Source organism: Streptomyces sp. NPDC052036 (assembly GCF_040680495.1).
GTDB lineage: Bacteria > Actinomycetota > Actinomycetes > Streptomycetales > Streptomycetaceae > Streptomyces.
Genome location: NZ_JBFAWW010000006.1, coordinates 71,967 through 95,583, shown reverse-complemented (window position 1 = coordinate 95,583; position 23,617 = coordinate 71,967). Strand labels below are relative to the sequence as shown.

The 23,617-nt window shown below is 70.8% G+C and carries 20 protein-coding genes and 2 pseudogenes; 13 read left to right on the top strand and 9 right to left on the bottom strand.

Going from position 1 to position 23,617, the window contains the following annotated elements; all coding sequences use genetic code 11:
• Positions 1-30 precede the first annotated feature (30 nt).
• Positions 31-282: a hypothetical protein gene (locus AB0L95_RS11690; RefSeq protein ID WP_365160655.1), complete on the bottom strand. Its 252-nt coding sequence runs from the start codon at positions 280-282 to the stop codon at positions 31-33.
• Positions 283-306: 24 nt separating this feature from the next.
• Between AB0L95_RS11690 and AB0L95_RS11685 the strand changes: the two genes are divergently transcribed.
• A complete protein-coding gene (locus AB0L95_RS11685; protein ID WP_365160652.1) occupies positions 307-741 on the top strand; it encodes a hypothetical protein in 435 nt (144 codons plus the stop codon).
• Between the two features lie 61 nt (positions 742-802).
• Here the strand turns inward: AB0L95_RS11685 and AB0L95_RS11680 are convergent, their stop codons facing one another.
• A complete protein-coding gene (locus AB0L95_RS11680) occupies positions 803-1,528 on the bottom strand; it encodes an RNA methyltransferase (protein ID WP_365160649.1) in 726 nt (241 codons plus the stop codon).
• 742 nt (positions 1,529-2,270) lie between these two features.
• On the opposite strand from AB0L95_RS11680, the gene AB0L95_RS11675 reads away from it, so the two are divergent.
• Both AB0L95_RS11675 and AB0L95_RS11670 read left to right on the top strand, forming a co-directional pair.
• Positions 2,271-3,185, top strand: a complete 915-nt coding sequence (locus AB0L95_RS11675; protein WP_365160646.1) for a glycosyltransferase — start codon at positions 2,271-2,273, stop codon at positions 3,183-3,185.
• Between the two features lie 435 nt (positions 3,186-3,620).
• Positions 3,621-6,815 (top strand): BTAD domain-containing putative transcriptional regulator, encoded by a 3,195-nt coding sequence (locus AB0L95_RS11670; RefSeq protein WP_365161010.1) that lies wholly within the window; start codon positions 3,621-3,623, stop codon positions 6,813-6,815.
• 103 nt (positions 6,816-6,918) lie between these two features.
• On the opposite strand, the gene AB0L95_RS11665 is transcribed toward AB0L95_RS11670, so the two are convergent.
• Complete coding sequence (locus tag AB0L95_RS11665; RefSeq protein ID WP_365160643.1) at positions 6,919-8,616, bottom strand: bifunctional 3'-5' exonuclease/DNA polymerase; 1,698 nt, start codon at positions 8,614-8,616, stop codon at positions 6,919-6,921.
• A 112-nt stretch (positions 8,617-8,728) separates the two neighbouring features.
• Positions 8,729-9,523 (bottom strand): Clp protease N-terminal domain-containing protein, encoded by a 795-nt coding sequence (locus AB0L95_RS11660; protein ID WP_365160640.1) that lies wholly within the window; start codon positions 9,521-9,523, stop codon positions 8,729-8,731.
• A 93-nt stretch (positions 9,524-9,616) separates the two neighbouring features.
• Here AB0L95_RS11660 and AB0L95_RS11655 point away from each other — a divergent pair, with 93 nt between their 5' ends.
• Positions 9,617-10,798 carry a DUF2786 domain-containing protein gene (locus tag AB0L95_RS11655; protein ID WP_365160637.1) on the top strand — a complete coding sequence of 394 codons (1,182 nt, stop codon included), beginning with the start codon at positions 9,617-9,619 and terminating at the stop codon, positions 10,796-10,798.
• A 46-nt stretch (positions 10,799-10,844) separates the two neighbouring features.
• Here the strand turns inward: AB0L95_RS11655 and AB0L95_RS11650 are convergent, their stop codons facing one another.
• Positions 10,845-11,351 (bottom strand): DUF4232 domain-containing protein, encoded by a 507-nt coding sequence (locus tag AB0L95_RS11650; RefSeq protein WP_365160634.1) that lies wholly within the window; start codon positions 11,349-11,351, stop codon positions 10,845-10,847.
• 305 nt (positions 11,352-11,656) lie between these two features.
• Complete coding sequence (locus AB0L95_RS11645) at positions 11,657-12,160, bottom strand: hypothetical protein (protein ID WP_365160631.1); 504 nt, start codon at positions 12,158-12,160, stop codon at positions 11,657-11,659.
• 288 nt (positions 12,161-12,448) lie between these two features.
• Here AB0L95_RS11645 and AB0L95_RS11640 point away from each other — a divergent pair.
• The 4 genes and pseudogenes from AB0L95_RS11640 (at position 12,449) to AB0L95_RS11625 (ending at position 14,085) form a co-directional block, all read left to right on the top strand.
• Positions 12,449-12,822: pseudogene (locus AB0L95_RS11640) on the top strand (VOC family protein).
• Positions 12,823-12,829: 7 nt separating this feature from the next.
• Positions 12,830-13,204 (top strand): metalloregulator ArsR/SmtB family transcription factor, encoded by a 375-nt coding sequence (locus AB0L95_RS11635; protein WP_365160628.1) that lies wholly within the window; start codon positions 12,830-12,832, stop codon positions 13,202-13,204.
• Positions 13,205-13,219: 15 nt separating this feature from the next.
• Positions 13,220-13,656 (top strand): annotated as a pseudogene (locus AB0L95_RS11630) (SRPBCC domain-containing protein).
• A gap of 171 nt (positions 13,657-13,827) precedes the next feature.
• On the top strand, positions 13,828-14,085 hold the full coding sequence (locus tag AB0L95_RS11625; protein ID WP_365160625.1) for a DUF397 domain-containing protein: 258 nt from the start codon (positions 13,828-13,830) through the stop codon (positions 14,083-14,085).
• A gap of 230 nt (positions 14,086-14,315) precedes the next feature.
• On the opposite strand, the gene AB0L95_RS11620 is transcribed toward AB0L95_RS11625, so the two are convergent.
• A complete protein-coding gene (locus AB0L95_RS11620) occupies positions 14,316-14,804 on the bottom strand; it encodes an ATP-binding protein (RefSeq protein WP_365160622.1) in 489 nt (162 codons plus the stop codon).
• A 341-nt stretch (positions 14,805-15,145) separates the two neighbouring features.
• Here AB0L95_RS11620 and AB0L95_RS11615 point away from each other — a divergent pair, with 341 nt between their 5' ends.
• The 3 genes from AB0L95_RS11615 to AB0L95_RS11605 all read left to right on the top strand — a co-directional run bounded on the left by AB0L95_RS11615 (position 15,146) and on the right by AB0L95_RS11605 (position 18,326).
• Complete coding sequence (locus AB0L95_RS11615) at positions 15,146-15,982, top strand: helix-turn-helix transcriptional regulator (protein ID WP_365161008.1); 837 nt, start codon at positions 15,146-15,148, stop codon at positions 15,980-15,982.
• A 135-nt stretch (positions 15,983-16,117) separates the two neighbouring features.
• Complete coding sequence (locus AB0L95_RS11610; protein WP_365160619.1) at positions 16,118-17,578, top strand: aldehyde dehydrogenase family protein; 1,461 nt, start codon at positions 16,118-16,120, stop codon at positions 17,576-17,578.
• A gap of 199 nt (positions 17,579-17,777) precedes the next feature.
• Positions 17,778-18,326 (top strand): DinB family protein, encoded by a 549-nt coding sequence (locus tag AB0L95_RS11605; protein WP_365160616.1) that lies wholly within the window; start codon positions 17,778-17,780, stop codon positions 18,324-18,326.
• Between the two features lie 27 nt (positions 18,327-18,353).
• Here AB0L95_RS11605 and AB0L95_RS11600 read toward each other — a convergent pair whose 3' ends face one another.
• Both AB0L95_RS11600 and AB0L95_RS11595 read right to left on the bottom strand, forming a co-directional pair.
• Positions 18,354-19,766, bottom strand: coding sequence for a glutamate decarboxylase (locus AB0L95_RS11600; protein WP_365160614.1), 1,413 nt, complete (start codon positions 19,764-19,766; stop codon positions 18,354-18,356).
• Between the two features lie 256 nt (positions 19,767-20,022).
• Positions 20,023-21,309: an ion channel protein gene (locus tag AB0L95_RS11595; RefSeq protein ID WP_365160611.1), complete on the bottom strand. Its 1,287-nt coding sequence runs from the start codon at positions 21,307-21,309 to the stop codon at positions 20,023-20,025.
• Between the two features lie 210 nt (positions 21,310-21,519).
• On the opposite strand from AB0L95_RS11595, the gene AB0L95_RS11590 reads away from it, so the two are divergent.
• Positions 21,520-22,281 (top strand): MerR family transcriptional regulator, encoded by a 762-nt coding sequence (locus tag AB0L95_RS11590; protein ID WP_365160608.1) that lies wholly within the window; start codon positions 21,520-21,522, stop codon positions 22,279-22,281.
• 243 nt (positions 22,282-22,524) lie between these two features.
• Positions 22,525-23,583, top strand: a complete 1,059-nt coding sequence (locus tag AB0L95_RS11585) for a VTT domain-containing protein (RefSeq protein WP_365160605.1) — start codon at positions 22,525-22,527, stop codon at positions 23,581-23,583.
• Positions 23,584-23,617 lie beyond the last annotated feature (34 nt).

Genomic DNA, 23,617 nt, shown 5'->3' with positions numbered 1-23,617 from the left:
CGTGGCGCCTGGAGCTGAGCAGATCGACGATCAGGCTCCCGGCGGCGTCACCGGCACGCGGTGCGGCGGTGTCACCGCCGGTGCGAACGCCCGCTGGAAGAGGCGGCGCATGGCGGGGTCGGCGCCGACGACGCTGCACGCGAGGACCGCACCCTTCCGGGCGGGTACGAGCCAGTGCCCGCCGACGGCGTAGGTGAGGTCGGGCTCCGAGCCCTTGACGTCTTGATCCGGACGGTGGACGAACCCGAGCCCGCGCCCCGACCCGGTGCCTCCGGAGGTCACCGCCGTGCCCTGTGGCTCGCCGCGGTGGCCGTCGCGGCGCTGATCGCGGTCATCGGCGGCATCAGTGTGAGAGCCGGCCTGACCCATGCCCCGACGGTCACGGCACACCCGATGACCCTGACCGTCCCCGCGGAGGGCAGCGACCGATGCGCCGCGGTCGGCGTCGACGTTCTGAGCGGCATGCACACCGCCTTCGAGGGCACGGCGATCTCCGTCAGGGACGGCCAGGTCGAACTCCGCGTGGACCACTGGTACCGCGGCGGCGACGCGCCCACGGTGCGGCTGCGCACGGCCGTGCACCAGCTCCCGCAGCTCAGCTGGGTGACCTTCGCAACGGGCCGCCGCTACCTCGTCACCGCCGACAAGGGGCAGGTGTCGCTGTGCGGCGCCAGCGCCGAAGCAGACCCGCAACTGCGCCGCCTCTACGACCGGGCGTTCCCACCGGTGAGCCCGAAGTGAGCCTGACCCGTAGGCGGTGACAGTGGGGGAGCCGGAGGATCAGCTTCCGCAGCAGTGGTCCTCAGCGCTGTCCCGTTGCCATGCGCTGCCGTACGGCCTCGTAGGTGAAGAGGGCGGCCGACACCGCGACGTTGAGGGAGTCGACCTGTCCGAACATGGGGATCTTCGCCTTGGTGTGGCTGCCCGACAGCCACTGGTCCGACAGGCCGTACTTCTCGCTGCCCACCAGGATCGCCGTGGGGCCGGTCATGTCGACGTCCGCCATCAGGACGTCCGTGTCGGGGGTGGTGGCGACGACGTTCACCGAGTGCTCGTGCAGCCAGCGCACGACGTCCCCGGAGTCGGCCGAGGCGATCGGGACGGCGAACACCGTGCCCTTGCTGGCCCGGATCACATTGGGATTGCCCCAGTCGGTCACGGGGTTGGCCGAGATGACGGCGGTCACTCCGGCCGCGTCGGCGGTGCGCAGCACCGAGCCCAGGTTGCCGGGCTTCTCGACGCTCTCGCAGACGACGAAGAGGGAGCGGTTGTCGACCCCGATGCGGGAGAGGTCGGTCTCGATGTCCGGTACGACGGCGAGCCAGCCGTCCGGGCCCTCGCGGTAGGCGGCCTTGTCGAAGGCCTGCCGGCTCAGGCTGAACAGGGCGGCTCCACGCTCGGCGGCGCGCGCCAGGACGTCCCTCGGGTCCGAATCGCCGGTCAGCGCGGGGCAGAAATACAGCTCGCGGGGACGGACCCCGGCCCGCAGGGCGAGATCCAGCTCCTCATAACCCTCGACGAGGGTCACTCCGGAATTCTGCCTGTTCCGCCTGCGGCGGAGGGCGGCGAGTTCCTTCACATGAGGATTGCTGGGGCTGGAGATTTCCTTGGGCGAACCAGCCTGCGGGATGGACGGCATCGGCGGTGGGAATCACGGCGCCTTTCGGGCTCCGATCCTCCGTCCCCTTTCTCTAGGGTTTCTCTTGTTTGTTTCTCGCGTGCACTGCGCGCGGTCGTGGCCAGGGTACCGGACCCGTTGGGCCGCCGCTTCGCGGTGCCGGTCGGTCGGGGCGGGGCGGTAGGGCGACGGGGCGGTGGGCGGTAGGCGGTAGGCGGTGGGGGGTCCCGGTCTCGGTTACGGGGCCGGTATTGGATATGAGGAACCGGTATTGGATATGAGGAAACGGAAGAGACGGGGGCCGGGTCGTCGAGCGGGAATTCATGCTTCGGTTTTCGAGCCGGGTTGCCTTTTTTGCCAATCGACGACAATTCAGGGTCGGTGTCTTCGGTGTGTTCGGTGTCTTCGGTGTCTTCGGTGTGCTTGGCGTGTTCGGCGTGTTCGGTGTGCTTGTGCACCCCGCGTGGGAGGTGGTGGCGGTGGCCGGTGCCGGTGATGGTTCGGCGGGTGCTGGCAGGGAGGGCCGTGCTCGTGGGGGAGGAAACCGCCCGACTCGGTCGGAAAATCATCCGGTGCGAGGAGAACCGGAGGACACTGAGCGTCCTCTTGGTTAACGACTAGCATCGCGTGGACAGTCGTAGGCCGGGATGGGGTGGGCGTCGTGTCGCAGCAGGAGTCGGGGCCCCGTATCGCCGTAGCCGTCGTCACCATGGGCAACCGGCCCGTCGAGGTCGACGCCCTCCTCACCTCCGTCGCCAAGCAGGACCTCGCGCCGTCCCGCATCGTCGTCGTCGGCAACGGCTGTCCTCTGCCCGAGTTCGCCGCGCGTCTCGGTCTGCCCGGTGAGGTCACCAGCGTCGAGGTCGACGAGAACCTCGGCTGCCCCGGCGGGCGAAACGTCGCCCTCGCCCGGCTCCGCGAGTTCGGGGACGTCGACGTCGTGGTCGAGCTGGACGACGACGGGCTGCTCGTGGAAGCCGACGTACTCCGGCGCGTCCGGGATCTCTACGCGGCCCACCCCAGGCTCGGCATCGCCGGGTTCCGTATCGCCGACGAGCACGGCGAGACCCAGCGGCGGCATGTACCGAGGGTCGGCGCGGCCGATCCGATGCGCGGCGGCCCGGTGACCGGGTTCCTCGGCGGCGGGCACGCGCTGTCCATGGCGATGCTCGCCGAAACCGGGGACTGGCCCGCCGAGTTCTTCTTCGCACACGAGGAGACCGACCTCGCGTGGCGGGCCGCCGACGCGGGCTGGACCATCCTCTACGTGCCCGAACTGCTCCTTCAGCATCCGAAGACCTCGCCCGCCCGGCACGCCATCTACTACCGGGTCACCGCGCGGAACCGTGTCTGGCTCGTACGGCGTCGGCTGCCCCTGCCGCTCATCCCCGTGCATCTGGGGGTCTGGATCGTCGTCACTCTCCTGCGGACACGATCGGTCGGCGGGCTGAGGGCCTGGTTCGGCGGCTTCATGGAGGGGCTGCGGACCTCCGGCGGCGAGCGGCGGCCCATGCGCTGGCGCACGGTCTGGCGCCTGACGAGGCTCGGCCGACCGCCTGTCCTCTAGATAGAGGCGAAGGATGCGGGGCGTCGGGAGTGGGGGCCGCCGTGGTCGCCCCGTACACCCCCCACGATGACGAAAGACCCGGTCGTTCACCTCCGCCGACCGGGCCCTCGTGTTTCCGGAATCCGGCCGCGGCGGCGACACTCCCCCGAGCTGCGCATCTACGCGCGCACCGTCGGGCCAGATCCGATGGAGGGATCACATCAGGCCACGCCAACAGATCGCTAACATGGGGCCAATGGTTCTGAAAGGAGCCGTGAGCTGGCCGGTACCCCGGAGGGCTCGTGGGCCGGACGGTCGGAACTCGCCGCACGCGGATGCGAAGTCCGCGGCGCAACGAGGCGGCTGTGCCGCGTGGCAGAGCGGTGAGCGGCCGTCGTGCCGCACGGTGAAATGAGGGACGGCCGTCGGGCCGTACGGAAGGGCATCGGGGCGGCTATGCGGTACGGGCTGCGGTTCGGGCTGCTGGGTCCGCCCGTCGTGTACGACACCGACGGCGAGAACCATCCCATCGGCAGCGGAAAGATGCGTGCCCTGCTGGTCGCGCTGTTGCTGGAGCCGGGCCGGGTCGTCTCGGTCGACGCGCTCAAGGACGCCCTCTGGGGCGGCGCCCCGCCGGCCTCCGCGCAGGCGTCCCTGCAGAACCACGTCACCCGGCTGCGTCGCCTCCTCGGCGAGGACGGCCCCGAGCGGCTGCGCGCCGTGCCCCCCGGTTATCTCCTACGGGTCGACGAGGGCGAGCTGGACGTCCGTGTCTTCGAGGGGAACGTTGCCGCTGCCCGCGCCGCGCACACCGGTCGCGACTGGGAGCGCACCGTCGGCGAGGCGTCCGCCGCGCTCGCGCTGTGGCGCGGAGCCCCGCTGAGCGGACTGTCTTCCGAGACCGGCGGGTATGCGCTGGTGCAGCGCCTGGAGGAGGCACGGCTGCTGCTCCTGGAGTGGCGGTACGACGCCGAGCTGCACCTCGGCGGTGCCCGGCTCGGCGGCCTCGCGCCGGAGCTGGCAGCGCTGGTGGCCGAGCACCCGTTGCGGGAGGGCTTCCACCGGCTGCTCATGCTCGTACTGCACCGCACCGGCCGTTCGGCCGAGGCTCTGGCCGTCCACCGTGATCTGCGTGAACGGCTCATCGAGGAACTCGGGGTCGAGCCCGGCGGCGCGGTGCGCGAGGCCCATCTGGAGATTCTCCGGGACGACGGACCGGGCGTGCCCGGATCCCGGCAGAGGAGCGTCGGCCCGGGGCCCGCCGGGGGCGCGCGGGGCGCGCACGGGGACACCGGCGGTGGGGAGGCCGGCGGTACGGACATCGTCGGTACTCACGTCGGGGGTACGGATGCCGGCCGTAGGGAGGCCGACGGCGGCGGCGACCAGATCGCGCCCGAGGCCGCTCCCGACGTCGAAGTCGGTGCCCCGAGCCCACCCGCCGTGCCCCGGCCCGCCCAACTCCCGCCCGCGCCCGCCCACTTCACCGGCCGCGATGGCGACCGCGGCGAACTGCACTGCTTCCTCGGTGCCGAACGCGACACCCCTCGTGTCGCCGTGCTCAGCGGTATGGCCGGGGTCGGTAAGAGCGCGCTCGCGCTGCATGTGGCGCACGGGCTGCGGAAACGTTTCGTTGATGGCCAGCTCTACATCAATCTGCACGGCGCCACGCCCGGCATGACCCCGCTCACCCCCGAGCAGGCGCTCACCGCACTGCTGCGCGACCTCGGCGCGGAACCCCGCCGTATCCCCGCACACCCGGACGCGGCGGCCGCGCTGCTGCGTTCCCTGCTCGCCCCCACCCGCACGCTGATGGTGCTGGACGACGCCGCGAACGCCGCCCAGGTGAGACCGCTGTTGCCCGGCGGACCCGGCTGCGCGGTGATCGTGACGAGCCGTTCTCCGCTCACCGCTCTCGACGGCGCCCACCGGGTTCCGCTCGCCCCCCTCTCCGACGAGGACAGTGCCGCCCTGCTCCGCGCGGTCTCCGGCAGGGACGGGCTCGACGCCGCGCATCCGCTCGTCGAACTGGCGGGGCGGCTGCCGCTCGCCCTGCGCGTCATCGCCGCCCGGCTCGCCGCCCGCCGCGCGCTCGCCCCGGACGTCCTGGCCGGTCAACTGGCCGCCACCGAGGGGCGCCTGCACCACCTGGAGTACGACGACCTGAGCGTGCGCAGATCACTCGCCGTGGCCCATGACGCCCTACGGGCCTCGGACCGCGAGGCCGACCGGGACGCGGCGCGTGCCCTCGGCCGTATCGGCGCGATGGACCTGCCCGCCTACGGGGCGGCCCTGCTCGCACGCCTTCTCGGGACGGACGAGCGCCGTGCCGAGGCCGCCCTCGACCGACTCGTCGATGTCGCGCTTCTGGAGGAGACGGCGTACGGGCGGTACGCGCCGCACGACCTCGTCCGGGACTACGCCCGCGAGACCGCGGTGAACGAACAGACCACGGACCGACGCCAGGACGCCCCGGACCCCGGGGACCGCCCCGCCCCGGCTCCCGCGCCCCACCCCGCCAGGGGTCCCGCCGATGACTGTCCCGCGGAAGCCGCCCTCCGCTGGTACACCGCCATGGCCACCCGTGCCTACGAAGCCACCGCCGACCCCGGTGTCGAGCGCGAGGACCGGCTCCGGGCGACCCCGTCGCAGCCGGGGACGTATGCCGCGGACCTGGCGGCTGCGCCCGTCTTCGGCTCGGCCCGGGCCGCCGCCGACTGGATCGTCCTCGAACTGGACAACATGGTCGCCCTGGTGGAACGCCATGCGAACACCTCCGCCCATGTCCCGCTGCTCGTCCGCCTGATCGCTCCCCATCTCCAGAGCCGCGGCCCCGTCGCCGAGCTGGAGGTGCTCGCCCGTGCCGCCCTGCAGGGGGTGCGCCGGCTCGGTGACGCGCCCGCGGAGGCGTTCGCGCTGTTCGACCTCGCCGGGGTCAACTGTCTGAAGGGCCGCGGCAACGACGCGCTCGCCCAGCTCGACGAGGCGCTGGCGATCTGGCGGTGCCTCGGCCGTCTCTCCTGTCTGCTCCGGGGGCTCAACAGGCGCGCGGTGCTCCTGGAGCCGCTCGGCCGCTACGAGGAGACCGGTGAGACGCTGCGGCAGTGCCTGGAGTACACACGGGTCCTGAACGACCCGATGCAGGAGGCCATCACCTACAGCAACCTCGGCAACCTCTACGCGCACACGGACCCGAGGGCGGCCGTCGGCCACCACCGCCGGAGCCTGGAGATCGGCGAGAGGATGGGCCATGTCGTCGTCCGTCACACCGCGCACTGCAACATCGGTTTCGACCATCTCATGCTCGGTGAACCGGAGGCCGCCGTACCGCACTTCGAGGAGAGTCTGCGCATTCTCGGCGGCCATGGACACTGGCAGGGCGAGTCGCAGACCAGGCTCGGGCTGGTGCGGGCGCTTCGGGAGCGGGGCGACCTGGAACGGGCCTCGCGGGAGTGCGACGCGCTGCTGACGCTCGCCGGCCGCCGGGGCGACTGCTACGCCGGAGGTCTCGCCCGTCATCAGCGGGGTCTGCTCCACCTCGCGGACGGCGAGGTCGAGGAGGCCCGTCGGCAGTGGACGGCCGCCCTTGCCGCGCTGGACGGCACGGACAGCCCGGTGGTGGGGGAACTGCGGGAACGACTGGCGGAGGGGTGACCTGGACAGCCCGCCCGCCGAGTGCCTGCGCGCCCGCACCTCCACCGCTTACGCGCCCTCGCTTCCCGCGCCTACGCGCCCGCTTCCCGCCCGTCCCGGTCTCTCACTTGGCGTCCGCATAGCACTGCACGACCGCCGTGGTGAACGGAACACGGACCGGTGTCTCGCCGAACGTCAGCCGCATCGCCAGGTCCGAGGCCTCCTGGATCGCGGCCGCCACCGTGTCCGCCTCCTCGGCCGGGCAGTGCACGATCACCTCGTCGTGCTGGAAGAACACCAGCTCGGCGGCGAGGCCCGCGCAGGAGCGGCGCAGGGCGGCGAGCATCACCAGGGCCCAGTCGGCGGCGCTGCCCTGCACCACGAAGTTGCGCGCGAAGCGGCCGCGGGCGCGGGAGTTCGTCGAGGCGTACCCCGGCATCCACTGCTGGGGCCCGCCCGCCGTGTCCTCCGGGCTGTCCTCCTGCGGGATGCCCGCTTCCTCCGTGGCGTCCTCCGAGGCGCCGGCCGCCGGCGGGGACGTGCGCCCGAGCCAGGTCCGTACGAGCCGGCCCTCCTCGCCCGCGCGCGCCGCGTCGTCCACGTACGCGACGGCTGTGGGGAAGCGGCGGCGCAGGGCGGCGAGGTTCTTCAGGCCGTCGCCGGACGTCTGGCCGTAGATCGCGCCGAGGACCGCGATCTTGGCCTGGTCACGGTCGCCGGAGAACGCGCGGTCCGACACCGACTGGTAGAGGTCGGCCTCGCGGCCGGCCACCTCCATGAACGCCGGGTCGCGCGAGATCGCGGCCAGGACCCGCGGCTCCATCTGGGCGGCGTCGGCCACGACCAGCCGCCAGCCCGGGTCGGCGACGACGGCGCGCCGGATGACCTTGGGGATCTGGAGGGCGCCGCCGCCGTTGGTGACCCAGCGGCCGGTGACCGTGCCGCCCGGCAGATACTCCGGGCGGAAGCGGCCGTCGCGCACCCAGTCCTGGAGCCAGGACCAGCCGTGGGCGACCCAGATCCGGTACAGCCGCTTGTACTCCAGAAGGGGCTTCACGGCGGGGTGGTCGACGGACTCGATCTCCCAGCGGCGGGTGGACCGCACCCGGATCCCGGCCTGTGCGAACGCCTTGACGACATCGGCGGGCAGATCGGGTCTGACCCGGCGGCCGAAGGCGGCCGACACCTCGTCGGCCAGCTCGGCCAGCCGCCGGGGTTCACCGCCGCCCGCGTACCGCTCGCCGAGCAGTTCGTGGAGCACCTCGCGGTGGACGTCGGCGCTCCAGGGCAGCCCGGACCGGTTCATCTCGGAGGCCACGAGCATCCCGGCCGACTCCACGGCGGTGAGCAGCCGCATGCGGTCGGGGTGCGTGGCGGCGTCGTGCCGGCGCTGCTGGTCCGCGTACACCTCGACGAGGTCGTTCAGCGGGACGCGGACGGGGCGCGGCTCGAACAAGGAGGACTGCGAGCCGGGCTCGGCGGAGCGTGGCGGGGGATCCGGGGGCACGGGGCCGCCGCGCAGCCGGGCCAGCGCGGCGGCGGCCGACCGGGGCTCGCCGAGGCGGCCCTCGTGGCCGAGGAGGAGGGTCTCGGCGGCCTCGATGTCGTAGCACCGGTCGACTCGCACCCCCGTGGCGAGCAGACGGGACTGGACCTCGGCGGTGGACCGCCACACCCATCGGGTGACCTCGGGCCGTGACCGCACGGCCGCGGCGAGATCCCCCTCCCTGACCACGGGCCCGGAGGGCAGGCCGTCCGGGCCGAGGGCGGCGACCTCCACGCCACCGTCCTCGGCCGGAGCGAGAGCCCAGCGCCCGGTCATGTCTGCGAGTCTGACAGGGGGGTCTGACAACGGGCCGGACGTGCCGTCCCGGCCGGCCCAGTCCCTCCGGGACGACTCGGTCCTCCTGGCCGGCTCGGTCCTTCCGGGCGGCTCAGTCCTCCTGGCCGGCGGCTTCCTGTCCGGGGGCCCCTTGTCCGGGAGCCTCCTGTCCGGCGGCCGTGTGTCCGAGGGTCCTGCTGATCTCCTCCAACGCCTTCGCGAGGTGTCCCTCGGTCGTCGTCTTGTCGAGACCGAGGCCGGACAGCAGGCCCTCGCCGTTCTCCAGTTCGAGGAGCGCGAGGAGGATGTGCTCGGTGCCGACGTAGTTGTGGCCCAGGCGGAGAGCCTCGCGGAAGGTGAGTTCGAGGGCTTTCTTGGCGGCGGGGGCATACGGCACGAGTTCCGGGGCCTCCTCGGCGCGGGGCGGCAGTGCCGAGGTCGCCGCCTCGCGCACCGCGTCCAGGGAGACCCCGCCCGCGACGATGGCCTTGGCGCCGAGCCCGTCCGGTTCGGCGAGCAGGCCGAGGACGAGGTGCTCGGGCACGGTCTCGGCGTTGCCCGTCTGCTTCGCCGCGTTGTGCGCGGCCACGACCACGTTCCGCGCGCGTGGCGTGTAGCGGCTGAACCCCTGGCTGAGGTCGAGGTCGGCCGACTCCTTGGGGACGAAGCGCTTCTGGGCCGCCTGCCGGGTCACGCCCATGCTCTTGCCGATGTCGGTCCAGGACGCTCCCGAACGCCGGGCCTGGTCCACGAAATGGCCGATCAGATGGTCGGCCACGTCGCCGAGGTGCTCCGCGGCGAGTACCGCGTCCTGGAGTTGCTCCAAGGCGTCGGTGTGCACGTTCTTGATGGCTTCGATGAGGTCGTCGAGACGCAGATTCGCTGTGGTCTGAGGCTTGGCCGTCATGTGTCAACCGTAAGTTGACACCCGGGGACTGTCAACCCGAAGTTGACAATCGACGGTCGATGGTCGGCGGCCGACGATCGCAGGGCGGGCAGGATGCCCGGGACGGGTTCGAGCGGCGGCCATGTCACGATCGAACGCGTGAGTACGACGACCACCGTGGACCGCGCCTTCCGCGCCGCCCTCTATGACGACGCCGACGCGACCCTGGACACCGGCGCCTCGCTGCTCGCCGCCGATCCGGCGGCCGACGGCGAACTGGCCCTGCGCGGCGAGCAGTTCGTCGGCGCTGCCTGGAGGCGCGGCTGGCAGCCCGCCGACGTCGTCCGCATGGTGCGGCGCGAACTGGACGATCTGCATGTACGCCTGGTGTCGGCGCTGATCCTCAAGGAAGCCGGACAGCGGCCGTCCCCCGAACCGCGCTGGACCGCCCAGCTCCAGGAACTGGACCCGGAACCTCCGCGCGTCCCCGACCGTTTCTCGTACGCCACCGCCGTGCTGGAGCTGTACCGCCTACTGCTCCGCCTCCCCGCGCTCGAACCGCTCGACGTGCCCGGGCGTGCCGCCGGCCCGCAGCAGCCGGAGTCCCGGATGCTCACCCGTATCCGCGCGCTGCTCGCGAAGGCGGAGGCGACCGGTTACCCGGAGGAGGCGGAGGCGCTCAGCGCCAAGGCGCAGGAGCTGATGGCCCGGCACAGCATCGACGAGGCGCTGCTCGCCGCCCGGGCGCACACCAAGGACGCGCCGGGCGCCTGCCGCATAGGCGTGGACCCGCCGTACGAGACGGCCAAGGCGGTGCTCCTGGACGCGGTGGCGACCGCGAACCGCTGCCGGGCCGTGTGGCACGAGCCCTTCGGTTTCTCCGCGGTCATCGGTTTCGAGCCCGACCTGGAGGCCGTCGAGCTCCTCTACACATCGCTGCTCGTGCAGGCCACCGCCGCCATGACGAAGGCGGAGGCGGCGCAGCGCAAGGGCGGCCGGAAGCGTACGAAGACGTTCCGGCAGTCGTTCCTGGCCGCCTACGCACACCGCATCGGCGACCGGCTCCGGGCCGCCGCCGAGGCTCAGGTGGCCGGGTCCGAGGGGGATCTGCTGCCGGTGCTGGCGGCCCGGGACATGGCCGTCGTGGACCACATGGAGCGGATGTTCCCGGACACGGTCACCACCCGGCTGCGCGGGGTCGACGACGCGGCCGGCTGGGAGCAGGGGACCGCGGCCGCCGACCGGGCCCGGGTCGCGGAACGACCCCGGTCCGGGGAGCGGCCCCGGCTTCCCTGAGCGTGCCTCCCGCTGGACGCTGGACGCGCGCGGCCCTTCGCTCCGGTCAGTCGCCGGCGATCTGGATCGGGCTCACCGAGGCGTCGGGGGTGTCCGGGGTCTTCAGCGCCACCTCGCCGTACGACCACGGGTAGCTCTTCGCGGCGCCGGCGCCCGGGATGGTGATCTTCACGGTCCTTGCCGGCGCGCTGAGCGAGCCGCCGTCCCCGCGGACGTAGGTGATGGTGAAGGTCGCCGCCTCGCCCTTCTGGAGCGTCACCTTGGCGGGCTTGGCGTCCTTCTCCTTCGCGACACTCCAGGAGGAACTGTCGCCGTTCATCTCGATGCCCGGGAAGCCCTGGAAGGTGCACTTGTCGCTGCCGCGGTTCGTGACGGTGACCGGGACGTTCCCCGTGTCGCCTGCGGAGGTGGCGGCGTTGCCGGGACCGACCTTGACGGCGACCGCGCAGTCGGCGGCCTTCGCCCCGTCGTCGCCGCTCTTGCTGTCGCAGGCGGTCAGGGTGAGGGCCGCGGCGAGCGCGGTGACGGCGAGGGGGACGCGGATCGTACGCATGAAGGTCCTCTGGGCTCGTGACGGTGTCCAAGGATCATCACGCAGGCGGCCCGCGACCCGTTGCGCGCCCCCTGGATCCCGCATGCGCCCTGGGGTGCGAGGGGGGAGGTTCACTCCTTGTGTCCGCCTGTGTCCTCATGCGGTGCCGGAGATTCCTCCCGTACGCCGGCGGATGGACCTCGTACGCCGGTGGAACGAGCCGACCGCCGGGCGCTCCGGATCCGGCACGCGCCCATGGGTCACCGGCGCGGGGGCAGACCGCGGGGGCGACGAGTGGGATCAGGTGCCCGGCGACAGGCGGCGCGTCACTGGCCCAGGCTCGCCGTCGGCAGCCCGCTCGGCAGCTTGCCGCCCTCGGCCTTCGTGTAGGTCTCCGAGCCGACGCCGCCCCCCCACGTGACCTTCATGTGCGCGGAGTTCACGGAGTCGACCATGCCGGTCGCCCGGTTCTTGCTGCCGTCCGTGCACTTGAGGTGGATCATCTGCATGCCCGCCTCCTCACCCGCGGTCCCGCTGCACACGGTGCCGCCCGTCGAGAAGAGTGCGGCCTGCTTGCCCGTGATCACCAGGGCCACGGCCTTGCCGCCGGTCGTGGCCAGCCAGCTGCCCTCCAGCTTCCCGGCCTTGGCGCTCGGGGAGCCACCGGTGTCCGCCGTGGACCCGGCCGCGCTCGGCGTCGAGGAGTCGTCGGCCCCTGAGCCGCCGTCCCCGGAACCGCTGCTGCAGCCGGTCAGCAGGAGCGCGGCCGCAAGGCCCGCGGACGCGAGCGTGGCACGGGCCTGCCGGCGGGTGACGTGGATCGCCGTCATCACTGGAGTCTCCCAAGGTTGCCGGATGAGATCGGGAACGGCCGCAGCAAGCTACCAGGAGGACTTGTGCCCGCACGGGAGATGTCCGGCGTGCGCTTGCTCACGCGGGTTGATCAGGGTCGATCCAGGCCGGGTCGATCCGAGGCGGGTCGGGTCGGTGGGGCCGGTGGCTCGGGTGGAGGGGCGGGCGGGGCCGCGTCGAGCCGGAAGGTGAAGGCGGCGCGAACCGATGCGTAGGACATCCCCTACGTTTGACGCGTAGGGAATCACCTACTTATTGTGCCGCGTATGACCATCACCCATGCCTCCTTCGTCACCCTCCCCGTCTCCGACCAGGACCGCGCCCTGCGCTTCTACACGGACCTCCTCGGCTTCGAGATCACCGCCGATCGCGCGATGCCCCAGGGGCGCTGGCTCCAGGTCGCGCCCGAGGGCGCGCAGACCGTCTTCACGCTCTCCGGCCCGGACGTGGGCGGTTCCGGCCCGGCGAGGCCCGGGGGATCATGTTGGTGACGACCGATGTCGACGCCGCCTGCGCACGGCTGACCGCGGCGGGTGTCTCCGTGCAGGGCCCGGACGACCTCCCCTGGGGCCGGATGGCCTCCTTCCAGGACCCCGACGGCAACGGTCTGATGCTGCTCACGGAGAAGGAAGGCTTCTGATCACACCATGACCGGGACGGGTACGGGGGGTACGGCTGCCGACGTCCGCGCGGCCGACGAGGACCGGGTGTTCGCCGCCCTCGCCAACGCCACGCGCCGTGAGGTGCTGCGCCTCCTGCGCGACGAGGGACCCCAGCCCGTCCAGGCCCTGGCCGACCACTTCGCCATGCGCCGGCCCAGCCTCTCGGAGCATCTGAAGGTGCTGCGGGAGGCCGGCCTCGTCGCCGAGCAGCGCTCCGGACGCCAGCGGATCTACCGCCTGGAGGCGGCTCCGCTCGCCGAGGTGCAGGACTGGCTCCACCCGTACGAGCGGTTCTGGCGCGAGCGGCTGAAGGGCCTCGGTGAACTGCTCGACCGTATGCCCGACGATGACCGACCATGAGCACCGCACCCGGCGATCCGCGTCGACCAGTTCCTGCCGCATCCGCCGGCCAAGGTCTGGCGCGCCCTGGCGCCCTCACCGAACCCGCGCTGCTCGCACAGTGGCTGATGCCCGGGGCGGAGAACTTCCGTCTCGAAGCCGGTCACCGCTACACGATGACCTCGGTCCCACGGCCGAACACCGACTTCTCCGGCACGGCTGACGTGCGGGTTCTCGCTTTCGAGCCCGAGCGGATGCTGCGCGTCCGGTGGGCCGACGCCGACCCCGCCCGTCCCATGGACTGGACCATCACATGGACGGTGGAACAGGAAGGGCGCGGAACGCGTCTGTTCCTAGTGCATGAAGGGTTCGATCCGGACGATCCGGCACAGCGGATGGCGCGGAAGATCATGGACGGGGGCTGGAGGTCGCATGTGTTGCGGGCTCTGGGGCAGACGCTTGACGAGCTGTAGTCAGACAGTCGTCACGCTGTAGTCAAGGGACTGTAAAAGCTGTAATCACAGGAACACCCCCCGTGCACGTGCATCTGCCCATGCACCTGCATGTGAACGGAGTTATGATCCGGGGCAGTTGACCACTGCATCGATGGCCATATCAGCCAATGCACCACCCGGGAGCGACCTGTGGACCACGACGTGTGCGACGTGGATGACGTGTACAACGGCATGGCTGCGACGGAGCTGCACGGAGTGGCCTGGCAGAAGAGCAGGCACAGCAACTCTCAGGGGTCATGTGTGGAGTTCGCCCGACTGCCGGGGGGAGGGGTGGCGGTGCGCAACTCGCGCTTCCCCGACGGACCGGCGCTCGTCTACACCCGCGCGGAGATCGAGGCGATGCTGCTCGGCATCAAGGACGGCGAGTTCGACCATCTGATCGCGTGACACGCGCGAGCAAGAGGTAACACGTGTAGGCGTCCGTGCGACGCGCGTAGAGCGTCCGGGGTGCGGGGTGTGCTCCTGTGCTTCGGGCGTGCCCCGCACCCGAGGAAGTGCGCCACCGGTCCGGGCGGTCCCGGCCGGACCGTGACCGCGTACGTCCTGCGGCGCGTTGCCGCTCGCGCCGCAGGATGTAACACGCGTAGATCCGCCGCCTCAGAAAACGCCGCGGGGCGTCACTCCGCGCACGCCGACGGGGACGGCAGCCGGAACAGGGCCCAGACCACCTTGCCGTTCAGTGTGCCCGCCAGTGGGTGCCAGCCCCAGCTGTCGGCGAACGAGTCGACCAGGAACAGCCCGCGGCCCGATTCGGCCGAGAAGTCCTCGGAGTCGCCCGCGACCGGACTGTCGTGACTGGGGTCGCGCACGGCGCACACCAGGCGCGTGGTCCAGCGCATCAGGTGCAGCCGCACCGGAGGGTGCTGGTCGCACGAGTGCGCGGAGGGCGAGGGCAGGGCGTGCCGCAGTGCGTTGGTCACGAGTTCGGAGACCACGAGACAGACGTCGTCGAAGTGCTCGCCCACATCCCACTGGCTCAGGGTTCTGCGGGTGAACTGCCGTGCTTCCCTGACCGCTTCCAGGCGGGCCGGCAGAGCGCAGGAGGCTGCGCTGGACACGGTCGCGAGGTCGAGCGGCGGAAGTCCCTGCCGTAAGGGCTCGAGCATGGTCGATCCATTCGTCCCCATGCGAGGCACTCCCGGGTGTTCGCGGTCGGTGCGATGCAGCGGTGGCGCGGGACCATGGTTTCGGATGAGCCAGGCAGATGCAAGGGCAGATGCACGTGCACGCGCCGGAGTTGGCCGTTCCTGTACTGCTTTCTGCTTATTTCTTCGGCCACTTTCTTCCCGCTTGCTTGCCCTTCCTGATCTCTGCCCTGTCTCAGCTTTGACTGCTTTCCATTTCTGTAACCGCACGAGTACTGCTCGAAGTGTTTTAGTGGCAGACTGCGCGATCTGAAGGACGTTGGGGAGGCTGACAAGTGAGCGCTGGGGACTCGAGCGGGTCGGTGGTGCGGCGCATTCTGCTGGGATCCCATCTCAGGCGCCTCCGAGAGGCGCGCGGCATCACCAGAGAGGCGGCGGGCTACTCGATCCGGGCCTCGGAGTCGAAGATCAGCCGCATGGAGTTGGGACGGGTGAGCTTCAAGACACGTGACGTCGAGGACCTGTTGACGTTGTACGGGATCACCGACGAGGCCGAACGGACGTCCCTGCTCTCCCTCGCGAAGGAAGCCAATGTCGCCGGCTGGTGGCACAGCTACTCGGACGTGCTGCCGAGCTGGTTCCCCACCTATGTCGGCCTGGAGGGCGCGGCACATCTGATCCGTTCCTACGAGGTCCAGTTCGTGCACGGCCTGCTGCAGACCGAGGCGTACGCCCACGCGGTCGTGGCCCGGGGCATGAAGGGTGCGAGCGCGGCGGACATCGACCGGCGTGTGGCCCTGCGGCTGGAGCGGCAGAAGTACCTCGTCTCGGAGAACGCCCCGCAGTTTCACGTCATTCTCGACGAGGCCGCGCTGCGCCGCCCCTACGGCGACCGCGAGGTGATGCGGGGCCAGCTGCAGCATCTGATCGACATCTCGGAGCGGCCCAACGTCCGTCTCCAGGTCATGCCGTTCAGCTTGGGCGGGCACTCCGGTGAGAGCGGCGCCTTCACCATCCTCAGCTTCCCCGAGTCCGATCTGTCCGATGTGGTCTATCTGGAGCAGCTCACCAGCGCCCTGTATCTGGACAAGCGCGAGGACGTGCTGCAGTACGAGACCGCGATGAAGCAGTTGCAGCAGGACAGCCCCGGACCGGACGAAAGCCGCGACGTGCTGCGGGGGTTGCTCCAGCTTTCCTGAGACTCTTCCCGCAGTATGCACAGCGGCCCCACAACTCCCTTTAAGCACAAGTACGATGACGCGTGATCAGGCCGTGACGCGATCGCGGGTGTGTGAACGGGTGTCTGCTTCGGCTGCGAGGGATTGAGGGTTCACATGTCGTCCTACTTCACCGATCTGGCTCAGCAGTACATCGGCGGTGAGTGGCGCCCGGGAACAGGCTCCTGGGACATCATCGACTTCAATCCGTACGACGGTGAGAAGCTCGCGTCGATCACGATCGCCACGGTCGACGAGGTCGACGACGCCTACAAGGCCGCCGAGGGCGCCCAGAAGCAGTGGGCGGCCACCAACCCCTACGTCCGCCGTGCGGTGTTCGAGAGGGCCCTCAGGCTCGTCGAGGACCGCGAGGCGGAGATCACCGACCTGATCATCGCCGAGCTGGGCGGCACCCGGCTGAAGGCCGCCTTCGAGCTGCACCTCGCCAAGGAGTTCCTGCGGGAGTCGATCCAGCTGGCGCTGCGCCCCGAAGGCAAGATCCTTCCGTCCCCGATCGACGGCAAGGAGAACCGCCTCTACCGCGTGCCCGTCGGCGTGGTCGGCGTGATCAGCCCGTTCAACTTCCCCTTCCTGCTTGCGATCAAGTCCGTCGCCCCGGCGCTCGCCCTCGGCAACGGTGTGGTCCTCAAGCCGCACCAGAACACCCCCGTCGTCGGCGGCTCCCTGATCGCGAAGATCTTCGAGGAAGCGGGGCTGCCGGGCGGTCTGCTGAACGTCGTCATCACGGACATAGCCGAGATTGGCGACGCCTTCATCGAGCACCCGATCCCGAAGGTCATCTCCTTCACCGGCTCCGACAAGGTCGGCCGGCACGTCGCCACCGTGTGCGCGTCGCTCTTCAAGCGCTCCGTTCTCGAACTCGGCGGCAACAGCGCCCTGGTGGTCCTCAACGACGCGGATGTCGACTACGCGGTCGACGCGGCCGTCTTCAGCCGCTTCGTGCACCAGGGCCAGGTCTGCATGGCCGCCAACCGCATCCTGGTGGACCGCTCGCTCCAGGCCGAGTTCACCGACAAGTTCGTCGCCAAGGTGAAGTCCCTCAAGGCCGGCGATCCGCGTGACCCGGAGACCCTCCTCGGCCCGGTCATCAACTCCTCCCAGGCGGACGCGATCTCCGGCGCCGTGGAGCAGGCCATCGCGGAGGGCGCCACGGCGCTCGTGCACGGCACCACCACCGACAACCTGGTGCAGCCGACCGTCCTGACGGACGTCCCCGACGACTCCTCGATCCTCCGGCAGGAGATCTTCGGCCCGGTCGCCCTCCTCATCCCCTTCGACGGCGAGGAGGAGGCCGTCCGCCTCGTCAACGACACCCCGTACGGCCTCAGCGGCGCCGTCCACACGGCCGACGTCGAGCGCGGTGTGGCCTTCGCCAAGCAGATCGACACGGGCATGTTCCACGTGAACGACGGCACGGTCCACGACGAGCCGCTCGTCCCCTTCGGCGGCGAGAAGCACTCGGGCATGGGCCGGCTCAACGGCGAGACCACCATCGACGCGTTCACCACGCAGAAGTGGATCTCGGTGCAGCACGGGCGGAGCGCGTTCCCGTTCTGAGCTCTCCGCCGAGTTCTCTCCGTGCCTCTCTGCTCGTCCGCTCTGTTCGTCCCCGTTGCTCTCCACTCCTGCCGGTCCGGATCTTCTAGATCATGTCGCCGTAGGGCCCTTGCGGACAGAAGCCGACCGCAAGGGCCCCTAGCGTCGTCGGTGTCGGGCAGAGGGAGACCTCGCCAGAACCGAGGAAAGGCGGCCGGTCATGGTCATGCATGTACGCGCGGAGGAGCGGGGCGACGAACGCGGTGCACTGCTCTCCTTCCTGGAGGAACAACGCGGCGGTATCCGCCGGACCCTGCTCGGGCTGACGGACGAGCAGGCGCGGTCCCGCCCCAGTGCGAGCCAGTTGTCCCTGGGCGGGCTGCTCAAGCACGTCACCGAGACCGAACAGGGCTGGATCGCCCGGGCCCGGCAGGAACCGCCGGCCCTGCGGCGGACCGAGGCGAACTGGCACGAGAGCTTCGAGCTCCTGGCGGACGAGACGGTCGAGTCGCAGCTCGCGTACGCGGAGAAGGTCGCCGTCGAGACGGAGGCGTTCATCCGCTCGGTGCCGAGCCTCGACGACACCTTCCCGCTCCCCAACGACCCCTGGTTCCCGCCGGACGAGCGCGCCTCGATGCGGTGGCTCATGCTCCACCTGATCCGTGAGACGGCCCGGCACGCAGGCCACGCCGACATCGTCCGGGAGTCGCTGGACGGGAGAACGGCCTTCGAGCTGGTGGCCCTGGAGCGGGGCACGCCCCAGGGCTGACCCGGCGGGCGGCCCGGTCCGGCGGTGTCAGTGGTGGAAGCCCGTGGCGGCCTCCTTGTCGCGCGTCAGCGGATGCGGTTGCCGCCGCAGCTCGGGCAGAAGCCGGGCCAGGTCCTCGATGAACAGGTCGGACAGGTCCGTGGAGAAGCCGTTGCGGCACACGATCCGCAGCACGGACAGATCCTGGCGGTTGGCCGGGAAGGTGTACGCGGGCACCAGCCAGCCGTTCTGGCGCAGCCGCCGGGAGACATCGAAGACGTCGTACGCCGTCACGTCCTGTGCGGTCGTGAACGCGAAGACGGGCAACTGATCGCCGCGGGTGAGGAGCCGGAAGTCGCCCAGCGCCTCCACCCGCTCGGCGAGCCCCCGCGCCACGTTCCGTGTCGTCTGCTGGACCGCTCGGTAACCTTCCCGGCCCAGCCTCAGGAACGTGTAGTACTGGGCCACGACCTGGGCGCCCGGACGGGAGAAGTTGAGCGCGAAGGTCGGCATGTCGCCGCCCAGGTAGTTGACCCGGAAGACGAGTTCCTCCGGAAGGGCCTCCGCGTCGCGCCACAGGGCCCAGCCCACGCCCGGATACACCAGCCCGTACTTGTGGCCGGAGGTGTTGATCGACGCGACCCTCGGCAGCCGGAAGTCCCACACCAGGTCCTCGTCCAGGAAGGGCGCGATCATCCCCCCGGAGGCGCCGTCCACATGCACGGGGATGTCCAGGCCCGTGCGCTCCTGGAGCTCGTCCAGGGCCGCGCACAGCTCGGCGATCGGCTCGTAGGAGCCGTCGAACGTGGAGCCGAGGATGCCGACCACGCCGATCGTGTTCTCGTCGCACAGTTCGGCGGCGGCCTGCGGGTCCAGATGGAACCGGTCGCCCTCCATGGGCACCTGGCGCGCCTCGACCTCCCAGAAGTTGCAGAACTTCTCCCAGCAGACCTGGACGTTCACCCCCATCACCAGGTTCGGGCGGGCCTCCTTGGAGGGGTAGCGGTCCGCGTTGCGCTGGGCCCAGCGGCGCTTGAGAGCCAGCCCGGCGAGCATGCACGCCTCGCTGGAACCGGTCGTCGAACAGCCCACGGCGGACTGCGGGTCCGGCGCGTTCCACAGATGGGCGAGCATGGCCACGCAGCGGCGCTCCAGCTCGGCCGTGCGGGGGTACTCGTCCTTGTCGATCATGTTCTTGTCGCAGCACTCGGACATCAGCTGCCCTGCCTGGGGTTCCATCCAGGTGGTGACGAAAGTCGCCAGGTTCAGCCGTGAGTTGCCGTCCAGCATCAACTCGTCGTGGACCAGCTGGTAGGCGGTCGTGGGCAGTATCGGGCCCTCGGGCAGCCGGTGCTTGGGCGGTGCCTCGGTCATCTCGACGACCGGATTGGCCTCCCCGTAGAAGGGGTTCATCGACCTGGGGCGCTCCTCGGGTTTCCCCTGGCCCGTGTGCAGCGGCATGGTGTCTCGTCTCCCGTCGTGGCGTAACGGTCGTGCGTTTCCGGTCCTGCGTCGTGCGGTCGTGCGGCCGTATGCGCTGGCGTGCTCGGACTCTGATTCATCGGATGGGCGATGCCTGCCGGTTCACCCGCTTCCGGCCCTCGTCCCCCGGTGATCCTCGCCTCTGCCCCATCATCGGTGCCCGACCCCCGCCGGTTCACCGACCGAAACGTAAGGAAAGGAAACGTAAGGAAAGGAAGGGAAGCGAAAGCACCGTTCACCGGATCGCGGTTCCGTCCTCCCGGAGCTGCATCTGCGGGCGGCCCGTGACCAGGAGCCAGGCCGGCAGGGACGCGATGCAGAGCAGCGCCGGCATCGCGGGGGAGGGCGCCAGCACCGCGGCGGTGAACAGGCTCATCCAGCCGTGCCGGGTCACGGCGAGGAGCAGTCCGAGCACCCCGGCGGCCACACCGACCGACGGATGCACGGCCGGAAAGAGCGCGTGCGCGCACAGGCCGAGCGCGGCGCCGATGAACACGGACGGGAAGATGCGTCCGCCGCGGAACCCGCAGGACGCCGCGACCAGCAGGGCTGCGAGCTTCACCACGGCCAGCGTCGCGAACTGCCCGGCCGGCCAGGCGCCGGGGTCGCGGGCCAGCACCGCCACCTCGTCGAGCCCCTTGAAGAGCGTCAGCCGACCGCCGAGGGCGCCGAGGAGCCCCAGCACGAGTCCGCCCATCGGAAGGGCCACCATGGGATGCCGCAGCCGCCGGAAGACGCCGTGGACGTACGGGAAGGCGTACACGGCGGCCATCCCGAGCAGCGCGCCCGCGGAGGCCACCGTCATCGCGCTCAGCAGGTCGCTCCAGCGGGGCCGGCCGAACGCGGGCAGATCCAGGTCGAAGCTCGGCCGGGCCAGCAGCGTGGTGGTCAGCGCACCCGCGGCGGCCGCGACCAGCGGCCCGAAGACGTTGTCCCACAGCAGCCCCCTGAACGGCCGCCCGGCCAGGGCCTCGGAGAGCAGCAGCGCGGCCGCGAAGGGCGTGCCGAACAGCGCGCCGATGGTCGCCGCCTCGCCCAGCCCGGCCCACGCCTCCCCCGGCAGCCGGGGCACGGCCCTGCGGCCCAGCCGGAAGGCCAGTGCGGCATTGGTCAGCAGGATCGGGTTCTCCGGACCGAGACTCGGACCGCCGGCCAGCATCAGCGCAGCGGCCAGCAGCAGCCCCGGCAGGGTGGGGTACGGCAGCGGGGCCGTGCCGGCCAGCCCCAGGGTCGCGGGATCGGGACCCGCGTGCCCCGGTGCCTTCCAGACGACCAGGCCGACCAGGACGCCCGTCGCGGTGAGCACGACCAGCATCCAGAGCACCGAGTAGCGGCCGACGCCCAGCGCGTCGGGCAGGTTCTCCCACAGGGCGTGCTGGAGCTGCGTGGCGAGCCCGCTCACGCCGAGGTAGAGGAGACTGGCTCCGACCCCGACGACGAGCGCCGGGAGGACCAGCGGCAGCAGTCCCCGCGCGGGGGTCGCCGGGGCGACGGGTACCTGTCGCGCGGTGTCCTGGGCCACAGGCCCACCATAGGAGGGCAAAACGGCATGAATGCCCTGGCACGCGGGCGTCTCGCGCACTCAGGCGTTGGCCACATTAAAAGTACGTTCATGGGCATTTCGTGAGCATTCAAGGTCTTCCGGGCGTTCCATGGCGCCCGGGGAAATGCGCCTTGCACCTCACGCGGCGTGAGGCCCGAGCCTGACATGCGTACCCAGAAGGGAGCGGAAGTGAGTTACTCGGTCGGTCAGGTGGCCGATTTCGCCGGTGTGACGGTGCGCACGCTGCACCACTACGACGAGATCGGCCTGCTCGTACCCGGTGAGCGCACCTACGCCGGTCACCGGCGCTACGGTGACGGAGACCTCGACCGGCTGCAGCAGATCCTGTTCTACCGGGAACTGGGCTTTCCGCTCGAAGAGGTCGCCGCCCTGCTCGACGACCCGTACGCGGATCCCCGCGCGCATCTGCGCCGGCAGCACCAGCTGCTGACTGCCCGGATCGAGAGACTGCAGAAGATGGCGGCGGCCGTGGAGCACGCCATGGAGGCACGCGAGATGGGCATCAACCTCACGCCCGAGGAGAGGTTCGAGGTCTTCGGGGACAAGGACCCGGAGCAGTACGCGGAGGAGGCCGAGCGGCGCTGGGGCGGCACGTCCGAGTACGCCGAGTCGCAGCGGCGCACCGCGCGGTACACCAAGGACGACTGGAAGCGCGTCCAGGACGAGGTGGCCGCCTGGGGCGAGCGCTACGACGCCCTGATGGCCACCGGGGAGCCCCCGTCCGGGGAGCGGGCCATGGACCTGGCCGAGGAACACCGGCAGCACATCTGCACCTGGTTCTACGACTGCTCGTACGAGCTGCACCGCTGTCTCGGCGAGATGTACGTCTCCGACGAGCGTTTCAAGGCGTTCTACGACGCCATGCGGCCGGGTCTCGCCGAGCACCTCGGGGACGCGATCGCGGCGAACGCGGACCGTCACGAGGGGTGAGCGCGGGACAGCTGCAGTAAGGGGCGCCGGCCCATGGTCGGTGCCCCTTAGAGCTGCCCCGGTACCCGCGTCTCCGGGTCCCCGGCGCACGGCTCGGCCCGCTCCACGCACAGTGCATCCTGGAGTCACCGGTGGAACCCGGTGGGGACACCGTCCGTTGATAGCTTTGTCCGGCCATCGCCGTGGTGTCGGCCGTCCGTCAGGGCGCCGCGCCTCCCCTCACCCCCTCAGGAGCCCGGAACCGTGATGACGCTTGCCCTCGGCCCGAGCTGGCTGGATCCGAACCACCTCCTGGACACCTTCGGGATCTGGGGCCTGCTCCTCGTCGTCTTCGCCGAGTCCGGACTGCTCATCGGCTTCTTCCTGCCGGGCGACTCGCTGCTGTTCACCTGTGGTCTGCTGATCACCTCGCATCAGATGGACTTCCCCCTGGCGGGAGCCATCGCACTGATCTGCGTCGCCGCGATCCTGGGTGACCAGGCGGGTTACATGTTCGGCAAGAAGGTCGGCCCCTCGCTCTTCAACCGGCCGAACTCCCGCCTCTTCAAGCAGGAGAACGTCACCAAGGCCCACGAGTTCTTCGAGAAGTACGGTCCGAAGTCCCTGGTGCTGGCCCGCTTCGTGCCTGTCGTGCGCACGTTCACACCGATCGTCGCCGGCGTCAGCGGTATGCGGTACCGCTCGTTCCTGGTCTTCAACGTCATCGGCGGCGTCCTGTGGGGCGCGGGCGTCACCCTGCTCGGCTCCTGGCTGGGCAACATCGGCTTCGTCAACAACAACATCGAGGCGATCCTCATCCTGATCGTCCTCGTCTCGGTGGTTCCGATCGCCATCGAGTTCCTGCGGGCACGCGCCAAGGCCAAGAACGAGCCGGCGCAGTCCCCGGCCGCGCAGCAGCCGCCCCTCCAGCAGCCGTCCTTCCCGCAGCCGTCCTTCGGACAGCAGCCGCCGGTCATGGACGACGCGACGACGCAGCTGCGCGCCGTGCCGCCGGCCCACCGGGACCAGAGCCAGGCGTACGGGCGATCGGACCAGGCATACGGCCACCACGGCCAGACGTACGGCGACCAGGGCCAGAACCACGGCGGGCAGGCCCAGCAGCCGTACGGCACGAACCAGGGCGGCTACGACGAGTACTACGGCGGGCCTCAGCAGCCCTACGCCCAGCAGCACCCCCAGGGCTACCCGCAGCCGCAGCAGCAGCCGCAGCCGCAGCAGCCGTACGGCTCCGACCATGGCTATGCGCAGCCGCAGCACCCCCAGCAGCCGAACCCCTACGGCCAGGGCTACCCGCAGAACTGAGCCGCGCGTCCCCGAGCCCGGGCGTCCCGGAAGC